The sequence below is a fragment of the Pseudomonas sp. IPO3774 genome, assembly GCF_013386835.1.
GTDB lineage: Bacteria > Pseudomonadota > Gammaproteobacteria > Pseudomonadales > Pseudomonadaceae > Aquipseudomonas.
Genome location: NZ_JACAQY010000040.1, coordinates 176,603 through 191,569 on the forward strand (window position 1 = coordinate 176,603; position 14,967 = coordinate 191,569).

Here is a 14,967-nt window from a genome sequence, read left to right on the forward strand (position 1 = left end):
TCGGAAAAGGCGCGTATCTCCTAATAAAACAGGTACCCACCGATGCAAAATGTCAGCAACCTCTCCGTGCAACAGCCTGCGCCCCAATTCTTTTCCTCCCCTGCTTCCGGGGCATCGTCCCTGAGCCCCCAGCCAGCCACGCCCCCTGCCGTTGCAGCAGCGCCAGCATCAGCCGCCAGCCGCTCCGATGTGCTGAAACAGCCCATGGCCGACCGGCAGAACTGGCAGAACCTGCTGGACGCCATCAACCTCGCTGCCCCGGCCCTGCAAGACTACGACACCGCCCCCTATGTACAGTCCGTCCTGAAGCTCACACAAATGGCCATTCATCCGGACTCATCCCATCACAACACCCTGGACATGGGGACCAGGGTCAACCAAAGCCTGGAGGCATTCCTGAATGCCAACGGGGTGCCTCTGCCAACCTCCAAGGCCGAGTTGCTCAAGCTGAAACTGGAAGCGACCGTCAGGATCGCCGCCCACCCTTTCGGTGACCTGGGCGGTGCCTTGTCCTGGCCTGCACCGCTGGACCAGAACCAGCAAACTCAGTTGCGCCTGCTTGCGATGAACCACGCCCACCACCTCGGCGATCAGCCGCAAGTCACGCAGACAAAGAGCGTCCTGGACTTTCTCGCGTACCAGAATCCCATTCCTGTGGCCGCCTTGAACGACCCGGCGAAGATCCTCGAGTTTCTTTTAAGCTCGCCCGAAGGCCAACTGATGGGCCAGGCCCTGCAGCGCGGGCTCAATGGTATCGAGACCAAGAACAGCCATTACGACTACCTGCTGGCCGCCATCAGTGCACAGATGGATCCCGAGTCAGTCCAGGCGCCTCAACGGAACAAACTGGCCGGTTTCGACGTGGCCAGTGAAGAACATTGGGGCAAGCCGGCCTCTGCCATCGTCAACGGGCTGAGCGCACACCTGTCGAGCGAGGGCAGAACGAGCCCCGAGATGGCCCAGGCGGGTGCTTACGTATTGCTGGCAAGAACAGCCCCGGAGTTCCTGATCAAAGACATCCCGGCCAGCGTGACCTATGGCAGCCCGGCCTGGGTCAACCTGGCGGTTGCGGCGGCGTCGATTGAAGCGCAGTCGCCGGGCTCGGTACCGAACATGACTTTCGCCCAAGTGATGCTCAAGGCCGAAAGCGCTGCACTCGCCGAGCCCGCCGTGACCCAAAGCGCACAGAGGGCAGCGCTGATTGATTGGGCCGTGGCCAACGGCGTTATCAGCAAACAACCCGACGATGCCTACAGCCCCGACCAGCTGGAAGCGATACGCGTCGAGTTCACTCAACAGGTGGATGAACGCATGAAGGCCTCCACCCTGCTGGAGACCGATATCCCGAGCCGCAAGGCCATTGCACTGGCCCAGCTCAAAGAGCGATTTGGCGAAGATGTGCCGTTTGAAAAAAAGGCCCTGACGGTGAAGGACACCCGCCAACAACAGTTTGGCGTACCGCTCTACGACCCAAACCGCGCACCTGCGGGCCTGCATTCGTTGCTGGACATCGCCATGAGTGGCTTGGGCGATTACACCTGGGAATCCAAGGATCCAGACATCACCCAGGCACTGGAAGGCCAGTCGCTCAAGTTCGACGTAAACGCGACATTTCAAAAGCAGTTTGAAGCGTCGATCAAGTCGCTGAACGACGGGGTTGCCACCACCGTAAAGCACCTGATCGCCAGCCTGCCGCTGGAAGATCGAAAAAACATCGAGCAGGGCAACCTCACTTTTTACCAGCCCTCTGTTTATCAATTGGGCCCAAACCTGGTCACCTCGCTTTTCAAACCGATTAAAAATGAGCTGCTGATACAGGTAGAGGGTGGCACGGAACCTGTTACCTATAGGCTGGACATAAAAAACGGCAGCATCAAAAAAGTAACGCCCCAGGATTTCTCTGCGAGTACCTGGGAACTGGCGATCGAGGAAAACAGAATAAAAAAATTCGACGCTTCAGAGGCCAGTGAGCCCGAGCGCTCAGCCAGTACAGACACGAACCCACTGCCTCCCAACAGCTTTGCCACCGCCCGAACCCAGTACATCGCGGATGCATTTGTCGAAAACCTCGACCTGGGCAACGAGGATGTCGTCAAGCAAGCCAAAGGCGCCACGACCTACGACAAGCAAATGGAAACCGAGTTGAAGGTGACCCATTTCTTCCTCGACCTCATTCCCTTCAAGTCAGCGATTGCCAACTTTACCAAGGGTAATTACCTGGAGGGGGCGATTGACCTCCAGCTGGACCTGCTGGGTTTTGTCAGCCTGGGTTCGTCCAAAGCGGCACAGGCGGGCACAAAAGCCCTCAGTGCAGGCGCCAAGGCGCTGAATGTTGCCAAAAAGATCGGTGTCGCCACCATCGGCGCCTTGAACCCGGTGGGCGGCTTGGGCGATTTGCTTCTGGGAGGCGCAGGACTGATTAACCGGGGCGGCAAGTTTGTAGTCGAAAAAAGCATTAACGGGCTAAACAAACTCAAGGGGGCAGCCGGCAGCCATGACCTGTTGAAAGCCGCCGGCAAGGAGCATGGCGTCGCGGCAATCGGCACCATCAAGCTGGCGGATCAAACCGTCGAAGCCTCCGCTGTATTGAACAAGGGCGAATGGTACGCGTACGACGCCCTCAAGAAACAACCCTATGGCCCACCGTTGAAGGGGTTCACGCCACAGACCGTGTCGATCCAGGACAACGTTGAAAGCTTCTGGGAGTACTTTGTCGGAGGGCCGGCCACCAAGGCGCAAAACACACCCTCCAAGCAATTATCCAACTCATTCAAGGCTACGCAGGAACACGCCAGAACAACGAGCCACGATGCGTATATGCGTGGCTATAACAACGGGGTAGTGGATGACATCCCGGGCTACTCGGGCTCCATGGATATCGCAGAGCTCATGGAACTGGCACTTAAGCCGAATCGAAGCCCCGAAGAAATCGGCGCCCTGGCACAGTCAATAGGCAAAAAGCGATCAGAAGTCGGCCTTAAAAACTATGAGTTCTACAAAGCCGAAATTGAGCGCATCCCCGGCATCAAGCTCAGGGGCATGCCCCAGAATTTCTATTTGAGCCAGGTGGACACGGTGACCGGAGGCGAATGTGGCGTGTTAGCCAACGCAATGGCCTACGCCGTGTCCGTTGGAAAACAGGACGAGTACATCGACAAGCTTTTCATTGCAGCGGCAACCAAGGAAACCAACCCAAAATCGGCGAGGTTCATCAAGGACATGAGCGAAGCCCAGGATCACTTCAGAAAGCGACCGCACTCGGCTGAAGTCGTCACGCAAAAGTCCTATCAGGCCATCATCGATGACCTGGCCAACGCGACGACGTCCAAGACACTCATCATCGCCACGCCCGTCCACGCGATGACAGCGGGAGTGATCGTGGAAGGCGGCACGCGAAAATGGTTCTATTTCGACCCCAATTTCGGATTGGTCAATTTTCCGACCGAGGACGCCATGAAGAAAGGAATGAAGGAATCGCTGGCCAACAGTAAGACGCCGCTCATCCCGGGAGCGTTTGGGACGCCGACAAACCCGGAATATACGGTCAGCACCTTCAAGGCAAGCGAGAACCAGAGCCGGGTACATGGGTTGGTGTACGGATCCCTTTAACCGATAAAACCGGCAGCTTGAGACCATGGCCGGGGCTTGCTGGTTGTTCCAGCAAGCCCCTGGCAAGTGAGTGGCGGTGATACGCGACATTTGTAGCCGTTACCGGCACAATGTTTTGCTTATCTGGGGAACTTGCCGGGACCGACAATACTCAGGATGAAAACGGTCTTCCCATCGCCCAAGACCTGCCCCTTCCACTGTTCGGGAACCTCCACTATGTCAGCCGCCCCCTCCACCATCCTTGTAGTCGAAGACGACGCCATCGTGCGCATGTTGATCGTCGATGTCCTCGAAGAGCTGGAGTACCAAGTGCTTGAAGCGGCCGATGCCGAAGAAGCCTTGAAAATAGTTCAAGACACCGACCAGACCATCGACCTGATGATGACCGACGTCGGCCTGCCGGACATGGACGGCAAGCAACTGGCCCTCAAGGCCCGTGAAATACGCCCCGCCCTGCCCATCCTGTTCGCCAGCGGTTATGCCGAAAATATCGATTCGCCAGCCGACATGCAGGTGATCGGCAAGCCGTTCTCGATTGATCAGTTGCGTGACAAGGTCAAGTCCATACTGCCTTGACTGCCCCCCGATGCCGCCTTTCACAGGCGGCACTTGATCTCGTTGATGTCAACTGATCGATAGATCTTTGCGTTGAACCTCACGTGCCAAAAGACTTCCCGAGCAACTGAGTGCAAACTCTGCCTGACACGCAAAGGTTCAGCTAGTTGCGACTGTACGCGCCCACCGGAGCCTGCTTTTATAACAGCTGAAAACTCGACGATATCCGACTGACTCAGTAAGGACGCAACAACATGATTCGAACACCGACGCGCCTGCTGTTGGCGAGCCTCTCGATTTTCATGAGTACCGGCGCCTGGGCCGATTTCACCGCCACGCCGAGTGAAGCCCGGGCCATCGCCAAGGAAGCCTATCTTTATGGCTTCCCGGTGGTGGAGATGTACAAGACTCTCTACACCCAGGCTGTCGACAAGACCGGGGCGAACTTCAAGGCGCCGTTCAACCACATCGGGAACACCGCGCAGGCGATAACCCCTAAAGATACAGCGATCCCCACCCCCAACCCGGACACGCCCAACTCCTTTGTCTGGCTCGATCTGCGGGCCGAGCCCGTGGTGTTGACCCTGCCCAGGATCGAAGACAACCGCTACTACGCCGTGCAGTTGGTCGACCTCTACACGCAGAACTTCGGCTATCTGGGTACCCGCAGCACCGGTAACAACGGTGGCCACTACATGATTGCCGGCCCGGGCTGGAAAGGCCAGCAGCCAACCGATATCGACCGCGTCGTGTACAGCGAAAGCAACATCGCCTACGCCCTGTACCGCACTCAATTGTTCGATGAAAAGGACTTGGGCAAAGTCAGACAGATCCAGGGCGGCTATAAGGTCCAGACCCTGAGCAGCTACGTGAAGCAGCCCAAACCCATCAAGCCGCCGAAAATTGCCTGGCCCAAGCCTACGCCGAACATGAGCGACAGCGTGCATCTGTTCCGCTATCTGAACTTCATGCTGGCCTACGCAGCACCGCAGGACAGTGAGAAAGACGTGCTCGCGCGTTTTGCCAGGATCGGCGTCGAGGCGGGTAAACCGTTCGACCTCAAGGCCCTGACGGTTGAGCAACGCAAAGCGCTGGATGACGGCATCGCCGACGGCAAAGCCGAGTATGCAGCCTTCAAAAAAGACAAGATCGATACCCATCAAGTATCCAGTGCAGACCTGTTCGGCAATCGCGACCACCTTCAAAACAACTACCTGTACCGCTACGCTGGCGCCAACCTGCACCTGTTTGGCAACTCCGGCGATGAAACGGCCTACCTGCGCTACTCCGTGGACAGCGAGGGCAAACCCGCCAACGGCGCACGCCACAGCTACACCCTGCACTTCGCCAAGGACCAGTTGCCACCGACCGACGCATTCTGGTCACTGACCATGTACAACGCCAAGACCAATCTGCTGACCCCCAACCTGAAGAAGCGCTACGTGCTCACGTCGGGGATGTTGCCCAACTTCAAGCTCGACGCCGATGGCGGCCTGACGCTGTTGGTCGCGCACCACGAGCCACCGAAAGCGGAACAAAGCAACTGGCTGCCAGCACCACCCGGCCCGTTCTATGCCCTATTGCGCATTTACCTGCCCAAGCCTGAAGTGGGTAACGGGCAATGGAAGCAGCCACCGCTCACACCGATCAAATAGCACCCGCTCAAGTCGCGCACCGTTTGAGGCTTAGCCCTTTTTAAGCTTCAAAAACGATTGATGCAGGTCCGACGCCCAGCCGTCGATGACGCTTTTCACGTCATCGGCTTTCATCACCTGGGAGTCGTTTGCCAACGGTTTACCGGTGCCTTTGCGCACGACTTGGGCGACCACCTTGCCACTGGCACCGTCGAGGAATTGGGCTTCGGTGCCCAAGGTGGTTTCCTGGTCACGAATCCCGGCGCCCGTGCTGACCGTGGCGACCACCAGGGCGACAGGAATGTACTCATAGGGCTTGAGACTTTCGGTCTTGCTGCTGACGGCAGTGATCGCCGCGCGCACCACGATCACGCCCGGGCCTGGTCCGTCGGCCAGCGGCAAGGACTTTTCCAGTTCGCGCTTGAGCGCCTGGCTGTAGTAGGTGCTGATGCCCTGCAAGGTGCTTTCAGGGATCCTGGTGCTGGCTTGCGGCTTGGGGTAGAACTGAGTGGGCTCGATGTACACCGCGTTATAACGGATCAGACTCAGGTTGGGGTCCACCCAACGCATCACCTGCGCGCCCGATGGCGACTTGGCTTCCTTGAGGTTGCTGTAGTCGGAGAGAAACCCGGAGTATTCGTCCGGCTGCGTCACCTTGCTGGAACACCCCATCACCCCGATCGTGGCAATACACACGGTGCTGATCATTATTCCCAGTTTCATCGCGAGACTCCTTGGCTGACGTTGAGGAAGCGTTGAGCATTAGGTATAGCTGATGCTGGAGCTGCGGCAATGGAGCAAACCCGCTAGGGGCGGCCTGTATTAACAGTCTTTGACAGTTTCCCGACAAAGCTCACAAAGACTCATCGACGGCCCGCCCCTAGCATTCGAGCATCCAAACCACCCCTCGGGTGCTCATCATGTTTCGCACATTGCGCAGTATTCCGCTGCTGGGTTGCCTGCTGGGCAGCCTCGGCTGCCACGGCCAGCCGCCGGCCCCGCCGCCCATTCCCAAGGGCGACTACAGCGCAATCATCCGCTACCTGCAAAAACGCATTCCCAGCGAAATGGCCAGGCAAAACATACCCGGCCTGTCCATCGCCCTGGTCAACGGCCAGGAACTGATCTGGGCCCAGGGCTTTGGCCTGGCCGACAAGGCCCTGGGCAAACCCGTCACCCCCAACACCGCGTTCCGCGCCGGCGCCCTCTCCAAACTGCTGACCGCCACCGCCGCCCTGCAACTGGTGGAGCAACAGCGCCTGGCCCTCGACGCCCCGATCCAGGACACGCTGCGGGAGTTCTACGTACGCTCGCGCTTTCATTCCGACCAGGCTGCCGCCGACCGGGACATCACCCTGCGCCGCCTGCTCAGCCACCAGTCCGGCCTGCCCAGCGAACACCTGCGGGACGTGCGCAACACCTTCGCCATGGGCCAGATGCCAATGCGTATTTCAGGGGTTTGGCTGAGCACGCCACCGGGGACCCAGGTGGCCTATTCCAACCTCGGCTACGCTCTGGTCGGCGCCGCCATCGAACGCAGCAGTCGGCAGGATTTCGAAACCCGACTGCAAAGCAGCCTGCTCAAGCCCCTGGAGATGAACCAGTCGAGCTTCGTCGGCACCGGCGCGCAACCGGGCTTTCGCGCCCGGGGTTATGCAGACGGCACCGTCAGCGCCGACGCCCAGGTGCGCGACCTCGCGGCCGGTGGCTTGTGGAGCAGCCCCAAGGACCTCAGCCACTACGTGCGCATGCTCTTCGCCCGGGGCCTCTATAAAGACAGACAGGTACTGGGCAGCCAGTCGATTGACGAGATGTTCACCCAGCAAAACACCGGCAACGCCCTGGACTTCGACTGCCAGATGGGCCTGGGGTGGTTTCTCGCCCCTTGCGGCGATGAGCCGGTGGGCCCCGGCATTCGCACCTTCCAGCACAGCGGTGGCGGGGATGATTTCGCGGCGCAACTGACGATGCTGCCGGACCAGCAACTGGCCGTGATCGTGATGGCCAACGACAGCAACGCCGAAGAGATGGTGGTGTCACTGACCACCGACACCCTGCGCCTGATGCTCCAGGCCCAGACCGGCGACCCGGTGTGTGCCGACAACTGCCAGGCGCCCGCCCATGGCCTGAAAATCCGCCAGGTGCCCGCCGCGATCGACCGCAGGCGCCTGGCGGGTTTCTACGCCACGGCCTGGGGCATTTTCCGTATCAAGGACGAAAACGGCCAGCTGTATGGCGAGTTGGCCGACACCCGTTTCGAACTGCTGCGCGACGGCCAGGGCTGGCTGCGGGCACAACAGAAATTCCTCGGCTTCTGGCTCAAGGACCTCGGCGAACTGGGCCGCGTGCAGCTGGATGTGGTAACGGTGCAAGGGCGCCAGATGCTCACCGCCCGCAGCCACGGCCAACGCGTCCCGGTGGGCGAACGCATCGAACAGACCCCGCTGAGCAATGCCTGGGCCGACACCATCGGTACCTATCAAGTGCTCAACACCCATGAGCCCGACGCGCCCCTGAGCGGCATCAGCGTGCGCCTGGAGAACGGCTTCCTGGTGATCCGCGGCCAACTGCACGACGAGCCGCTGACCGACTACATCCTGCTGCCCGTGGACAACGCCCACGCGGTGCTGGCCGGCAACGGCTATGGCCTGGGCGATACCGTGAGTCGCCAGGTCAACGGCCTGAGCGCCTCCGGCTACCACTTCAAACGTACCGATTCTCCCCACAACCCCTTGAGTCTCTGACCTCACATGAAGACCATCATGCGTTCAAAACACCTGTGCCTGTCCCTGACGTCGCTGTGCCTGCTGGCCAGCGCCGACACCCTGCTGGCCGACGACTGGGAATACACCCTCAAGGCCGGCGTGGCCAACCTGCCCCGCTACAGCGGCAGCGACGAGCGAGTCACCGCGCCGGTGCTGGGGGCGGCCATCGTCAGCCCGTGGGGGATTTTCCTCGACACCGACAAGGGCCTGGGCTGGGGTTATGACGGCGGCGGTGCGAGCTTCAGCGCCTACGTCGGCGCCAGCGGCTCACGCAAGGACGAAAGCAAGACCGGGCGCCCGGGCTCGAAGAAACTCAAGGGTACGGGCGAGATCAAGACTCGCGCCCAGGTGGGTGTCAGTGGCAGCTATAACCTGGGCGGGGTGATTCTCGGCGCAACCCTGGAGCATGCGCTTGAGGAAGATGATCACAAGGATTCCGGCAAGGCGTTCACCCATCTGGAACTGAGCCTGGGCACCAACCTGTACGACGGCGACTACGGTTCGCTGGATGCCAGCCTCAGCAGCCATTTTGGCGACAGCAACTACCTGCAGACCTGGTACGGCGTGACCACCGGCCAGGCCGCACAGAGTCGCTTCAAGGCCTACAAGGCCAGCGGCGGCAACATCAGCAACGGGATGAATCTGGTGTGGAGCTTGCCGATCAGCGAACACACACAGTTTTCGACGCTGTTGGATGTGCAGTACCTGGCAGACAAGGCCGGGCAAAGCCCGATTGTGGAGAGACGCTTGCAGACGTCGGTGATGGGGATGGTCGAATACACGTTCTAACTTTGGTAACCCAATCAAAATGTGGGAGCGGGCTTGCTCGCGAAGGCGGTGTTTCAGTCAATGTATCCGGCGACTGATTCACCGCCTTCGCGAGCAAGCCCGCTCCCACATTTGATCTCCATGGCTCCTGGATGATTACTCGGCATACGCCCAGGTCATCCGGAACGATGCCCCGCCCCACTCCGAATCCAGCACTTCAACCTGCCCGCCATGCCATTGGCACACCCGCCGCACCAGCGCCAGGCCGAGGCCGAAGCCACCGGTGCGGCGGTCACGGCTGGCGTCCAGGCGCAGGAACGGCTCGAAAATCTTCCCTCGCCCTTCCACCGGCACACCGGGCCCGTCGTCATTGACCCGTACTTCATAGCCGGTGCCAAACTTCACCAGCGACACTTCCACGCGCCGGTCGGCATAGCGAATTGCATTGCGCAACAGGTTGATCACCGCCCGTGCCATAAAGCGCGGCTCGATACGGATGTAATCGACTTCACAGGTGCGCAGCAGCAACTGCACGCCTGCCGCCTCGGCCTCCAGGGCGACGCTGCCGATCACACTGTCGAGCCAGCTGTGGGCCTCGATGCTTTCCCGGGTGATCTGCGTGGCGCCGCGTTCCAGGCTGGCGTACGTCAACAGTTCCGAGACCATTTCTTCCAGCTCGCCGAGGTCGGCATACATGTCGGCGATCAGTGCGCGGCTCTCCCGTGGATCGGCCTGTTGCTTGAGCTGGTCGAGCTCAAACGACAGCCGCGCAATCGGCGTACGCAGCTCGTGGGACACGGCGTTGGTCAACTCGCGCTGATTGGCGATCAGGCTTTCGATGCGCTCGGCCATCTGGTTGAAGTGCCCCGCCAGCTCGCGCACAGTAGAACGGCGCGGCAGCAGGATGCGCGAGCCGAGATCGTTGTCACCGAAACGTTGCGCGGCCAGGCGGATATGCTCCAGGTCACGCCAATGGGGCCGAACCCAGAAGTACAGGACAATCGCCAGGCACAGGCCGAGGAAGCCATAGGCCCACATGTACAGCCACTTGGGCTCTTCCGGCAGTTTGATTTCCAGCAGTTGGTGGCCGCCGTCGATGTTGGAGATGAACTCCATGAAATCCCCACGCACCACCAACTCGCCACTGGCCAGCAGCTGCTGCTCACGCTCGGTCAGTTTCAGCTTGTCCCGCTGCACCAGCGCCAGGCGCAGCCCATAGTGCGGTTGCAACTCGGCCAGGCGGGCGGCGCGCGCTTCCCCCGTCACCGGCCGCAATTGTTCCACCACCCCATACGCCGGGCCGCGCAGGGCTTCGCGGTTGTAGGTTTCGTTGGCTTCCGGCAACAGCTCATCGAAGGTGTAGTTCACCAGCCAGATCGCCCCGGCCAAGCCAATGGCCAGGATGATATACAGACGCAGAAACAGCCTTAACATCTAGACCTCCCAGGCGAACGGATTGAACAGGTAGCCCTTGCCCCAGATGGTCTTGATGCACACCGGTTCCCGGGGGTTGTCATTGAGCTTGCCGCGCAGCTTGCTGATGTACACGTCGACGCTGCGGTTGAGCCCGTCAAAGGCAATACCGCGCATGCGGTTGAGAATGTCATCGCGGGAGAGGATTTTCCCGGCGGCGCTGGCCAGCAACCACAGCAGTTCGAATTCCATGGTGGTCAGGTCGATCTTCTCCCCGCCCAGGCTCACCACCCGGCAACTGCGGTCGATGGCCAGGCGGCCGAACTCAAGGGCGCCGCGCACCGTGGGTTCCGGCGCCTGGCGACGTTGCAGGGCGCGCAGGCGAGCCAGCAGCACAGGCGGCTTGATCGGCTTGATCACATAATCATCGGCGCCGGACTCCAGGCCGAGGATGTGGTCGAGGTCGTCTTCCTTGGCGGTGAGGATCACGATGGGCGTGTCGGACACGTTGCGAATTTCACGGCACACATGCAGGCCGCTCTGGCCGGGCAGCATCAGGTCGAGCACGACGATCTTCGGCTTGAACTCCAGGAACGCCGCCAGCGCCAGATCGCCGCGGTGCACGGCCAGCACCTCGAAGCCATGCTGGGACAGGAAATGGGCGATCAGCCCTGCCAGCTTCTCATCGTCCTCCACGAGCAAGACCTTGCCGAGACCCAAGTTATCCATAAATTTCCAGTGCACGCGCGGATTGAAGTGTGCGCATTATAGGTGGCAAGCCGGCAGACTAAAGCAGCTGGCCATCACTGGCCGACGAAGCTTCATGCTTTTAAGAGTTTTTAACAGTTTCACCGCAGTCTTTAACTCGGTACCGTCCGCCAGATGCGCCCCACACGCTTTTCGGAAGTGTCGCTGATGACAACACCACAAACACAAGAGAATCATGGCCCTCTACCTACATAGCGGGAGAAAACCATGTTCGTTCGTCACAAATCAGACATAGAAAACACCGCGCACTTTGTCGAATGGGGCGCTGGCACCAGCCATCGGTTGCTGACGGAAAAGGACGGGATGGGTTATACCGTCTGCCACACCGTCGTGCGTGCCGGCACCGAGTCACTGCTGCAATACCGTAATCACCTGGAGGCTTGCTACTGCATCGCCGGTGAGGGTGAAGTCGAAGATATGGACGGTAACGTCTACCCGATCCGCCCCGGAGATATTTATGCGCTGGACCAACACGACTGCCATTATCTAAGAGGCGGAAAGGAGCAGGACCTGGTGCTGGTCAGCGTATTCAACCCGCCGCTCAAGGGCGACGAGCGCCACAATCTCACGGATAAATCCGGCTCCGGCTACTGACGACAATTTGACTCACGGACACGAGCACACCATGCGCAAGGATTACCTGGCTTTCTTCATTTCGTTGTTTCTGTCACGCCTGGCCGACCAGATTCTGTTGTTCATCGTGCCGCTGATCGTGTTCCAGACCACCAACAGTGTGTCGTGGGCGGGCCTGGCGTTTTTTGTCGAATCCTTGCCGCGGTACCTGTCGTTCCCGGTGTGCGGGGCGTTGTGCGACAAATATCCCGCCGTGCGCGTCCTGCATATCAGCCAGGTGTACCGGGCGCTGGCGTGTGTGGCGGCGGTGCTGCTGTATGGAATGTTCGACGGGATTTACTGGATTGTCATGCTTTCGGCGCTGTGCGGCGTGTTGACCACCCAGGGCATCATGGCCCGGGAAGTGCTGCTGCCGCATATCTTCAAGCATTACACCTACGCCAAGACCTTGTCCTACTCGCAGATTGCCGACCAGACCGGGCTGGTGCTGGGCCCACTGGTGGCCGCGCTGATGTTGGGCGTCTGGGCCTGGCACTGGGTCGTGCTGGGGGTTGCCGGGCTGTTCCTGCTGGCGGACCTGACGATGCGCATCTGGCAACGCCACACCACGGTCAATCTTGAAACCTTCGAGCAGCACAACGACATCTGGCTGCAGCCGTTGCGCGTTGCCTTCGGGCATATCCGCGACCTGCCGGAGCTGAAAAGGATTATCGCCCTGGCGGTGGGTGTGAACCTGATCATCGGCGTCACCCTCGCCACTTCCGCCGCGATGGTCATTGGCCAATACGCCGCCGGCAAGGACACCTACGCCGGGTTGCAGGCGGCCGGCGCGCTGGTGACCATCGCCATCCTGTTTTTCCTGGCGCGCGCGTCCCTGCCGCTCAAGGTGCTGGGCGGTTTGTCGTATTCGATGATTGCCGTGGGAGCGTTGATCACGGCCATCAGCCCGAATGTGTGGGCTTATGCCGTGGGTTTCCTGCTGCTGACCGGTTTCGACAAGATGTTCAACGTGTACATCCGCAGCGTCCGACAACGGGTAATCCCGGCCCGGGACTTTGGCAAGACGGTGGGCGTGCTGACCTTGCTCAACAACCTCTCGCAGCCGCTGGCCGGTTTGCTGATCGCACTGCTGGCGGCGCCGCTGGGGACGCAGGCGGTGATCCTGATACTCGCCGGGATCACCGCGTTGCTCGGTGCAGCGGTTGCGTCAGGCTGGCACGCCGCTGTGAAAGCGGAACTCGACGTCCGGTGACTCGATCAGTTCCTGCTCGGCGGCGCGTACACGGTCGATGACCTGGGCGATGTCCTTGGCGTCGCCGTACTGGTAAGCCAGTTTCAGGTAACCCTGGAAATGCCGGGCCTCGCTTTTCAGCAGGCCGAAATAGAACTTGCCGAGTTCTTCGTCCAAATGCGGCACCAGTGCTTCGAAACGCTCGCAACTGCGGGCTTCGATAAACGCGCCGACCACCAGGGTATCCACCAGTTTGACCGGTTCATGGCTGCGCACCACCTTGCGCAAACCCGAAGCGTAGCGGCCGGCGGACAGCTGGCGCAGCTCGATCTTGCGCTTCTTCATCAGGCGCATGACTTGCTCATGGTGCACCAGTTCTTCCCGTGCCAGGCGTGACATCAGGTTGATCAGGTCGACGTGGGAATGGTACTTGGCGATCAGGCTCAAGGCGGTGCTGGCGGCCTTGAATTCACAGTTCTTGTGGTCGATCAGCAGGGTTTCCTGGTCGGCCAACGCGGCCTGGACCCAGCCGTCGGGGGTGCGGCAACCGAGGAATTCGTGGATTTCTGGCAGGTTCATCGGGCTCACGGGCAAAGATTCACAAAAGGCCGGCGATTATACCGACCGCGCCGCAGACCGCCAGCTACCGGGCTTGATGTGCATCAACATGACGTGTGCCGGGCAGCAACTATAGTTGTTCCACGCCCACCCTTTTTTGGAGAACCCGACCATGCAAGCCATACGCAGCATCCTGGTGGTCATCGAGCCTGAGCATTCGGAAAGCCTGGCCCTCAAGCGCGCCAAGCTGATTGCCGGCGTCACCGGGGCACATTTGCATTTGTTGGTGTGTGACAAGAAGCACGAGCATTCTGCGATGTTGAGCCTGCTGAAGGCCGGTTTGCAGGAGGATGGCTACAGCGTCACGACTGAACAGGCGTGGAATGACAGCCTGCATGAAACCATCATCGACGTGCAGCAGGCAGAGGGTTGTGGGTTGGTGGTCAAGCAGCATTTCGCTGACAGCCCGCTGAAAAAGGCGCTGTTGACGCCGGCCGACTGGAAGTTGATGCGTTACTGCCCGACTCCGGTGCTGCTGGTGAAGACGTCCAGGCCTTGGGCTGGCGGGGTGATTTTGGCGGCCATCGATGTGGGCAATTCTGATGCCGAGCATCAGGCATTGCATAACGCGATCATTGATCATGGGTTTGATATCGCGAGCCTGGCCAAGGCGCAGTTGCATGTGATCAGTGCGCATCCGTCGCCGATGTTGTCGGCGGCGGATCCGGTGTTTCAGCTCAAGGAGACGATCGAGGCCCGGTATCGTGAGCAGTGCAAGGCGTTTCAGGCGGAGTTCGATATTGACGACACTCATCTGCATATCGAGGAAGGGCCGGCGGATGTGTTGATTCCTCATGCGGCGCACAAATGGCAGGCGGCGGTGACCATCATAGGTACGGTGGCGCGCACCGGGATTTCAGGGGCGTTGATCGGGAATACGGCGGAGGTGGTGCTGGATGCGGTGGACAGTGATGTGTTGGTGCTTAAGCCGCAGGAGTTGATGGATCATCTGGAAGAGCTGGCTAATGGGTGATGCTTCTTTTTGGGGGCATATCCGTTTTTGGGTGATGGCTTGTATTGGTTCCGCTCTTAC

12 protein-coding genes are annotated in these 14,967 nt (G+C 60.0%); 8 read left to right on the forward strand and 4 right to left on the reverse strand.

Going from position 1 to position 14,967, the window contains the following annotated elements:
- Positions 1–42 precede the first annotated feature (42 nt).
- From HYE77_RS22585 to HYE77_RS22595, 3 genes are all read left to right on the forward strand, one after another.
- Positions 43–3,609, forward strand: a complete 3,567-nt coding sequence (locus tag HYE77_RS22585; RefSeq protein WP_256347469.1) for a hypothetical protein — start codon at positions 43–45, stop codon at positions 3,607–3,609.
- Between the two features lie 216 nt (positions 3,610–3,825).
- A complete protein-coding gene (locus tag HYE77_RS22590; protein ID WP_003217574.1) occupies positions 3,826–4,185 on the forward strand; it encodes a response regulator in 360 nt (119 codons plus the stop codon).
- 233 nt (positions 4,186–4,418) lie between these two features.
- Positions 4,419–5,819, forward strand: coding sequence for a DUF1254 domain-containing protein (locus HYE77_RS22595; protein ID WP_003217572.1), 1,401 nt, complete (start codon positions 4,419–4,421; stop codon positions 5,817–5,819).
- A gap of 30 nt (positions 5,820–5,849) precedes the next feature.
- Here the strand turns inward: HYE77_RS22595 and HYE77_RS22600 are convergent, their stop codons facing one another.
- Complete coding sequence (locus HYE77_RS22600; RefSeq protein ID WP_177069383.1) at positions 5,850–6,521, reverse strand: DUF3313 domain-containing protein; 672 nt, start codon at positions 6,519–6,521, stop codon at positions 5,850–5,852.
- A gap of 197 nt (positions 6,522–6,718) precedes the next feature.
- On the opposite strand from HYE77_RS22600, the gene HYE77_RS22605 reads away from it, so the two are divergent.
- Entirely contained in the window at positions 6,719–8,542 is a 1,824-nt protein-coding gene (locus tag HYE77_RS22605; RefSeq protein WP_177069384.1) for a serine hydrolase, read from the forward strand.
- A 6-nt stretch (positions 8,543–8,548) separates the two neighbouring features.
- Positions 8,549–9,352 carry a MipA/OmpV family protein gene (locus HYE77_RS22610; protein ID WP_177069385.1) on the forward strand — a complete coding sequence of 268 codons (804 nt, stop codon included), beginning with the start codon at positions 8,549–8,551 and terminating at the stop codon, positions 9,350–9,352.
- Between the two features lie 135 nt (positions 9,353–9,487).
- Here HYE77_RS22610 and HYE77_RS22615 read toward each other — a convergent pair whose 3' ends face one another.
- Entirely contained in the window at positions 9,488–10,765 is a 1,278-nt protein-coding gene (locus tag HYE77_RS22615; RefSeq protein WP_177021115.1) for an ATP-binding protein, read from the reverse strand.
- A complete protein-coding gene (locus HYE77_RS22620; protein WP_003217561.1) occupies positions 10,766–11,473 on the reverse strand; it encodes a winged helix-turn-helix domain-containing protein in 708 nt (235 codons plus the stop codon). It lies immediately after the preceding gene.
- Between the two features lie 246 nt (positions 11,474–11,719).
- Between HYE77_RS22620 and HYE77_RS22625 the strand changes: the two genes are divergently transcribed.
- Positions 11,720–12,106, forward strand: coding sequence for an ectoine synthase (locus HYE77_RS22625; protein WP_003217559.1), 387 nt, complete (start codon positions 11,720–11,722; stop codon positions 12,104–12,106).
- Between the two features lie 31 nt (positions 12,107–12,137).
- The gene (locus HYE77_RS22630; RefSeq protein ID WP_102369045.1) at positions 12,138–13,337 is read left to right on the forward strand and encodes an MFS transporter; all 1,200 of its coding nucleotides are present in this window, start codon (positions 12,138–12,140) and stop codon (positions 13,335–13,337) included.
- On the opposite strand, the gene HYE77_RS22635 is transcribed toward HYE77_RS22630, so the two are convergent.
- Entirely contained in the window at positions 13,293–13,895 is a 603-nt protein-coding gene (locus HYE77_RS22635; RefSeq protein ID WP_008431008.1) for a tRNA-(ms[2]io[6]A)-hydroxylase, read from the reverse strand. The genes HYE77_RS22630 and HYE77_RS22635 overlap by 45 nt on opposite strands.
- Before the next feature lie 151 nt (positions 13,896–14,046).
- Here HYE77_RS22635 and HYE77_RS22640 point away from each other — a divergent pair, with 151 nt between their 5' ends.
- Entirely contained in the window at positions 14,047–14,907 is an 861-nt protein-coding gene (locus tag HYE77_RS22640) for a universal stress protein (protein ID WP_003217553.1), read from the forward strand.
- The last annotated feature ends 60 nt before the right edge of the window (positions 14,908–14,967 follow it).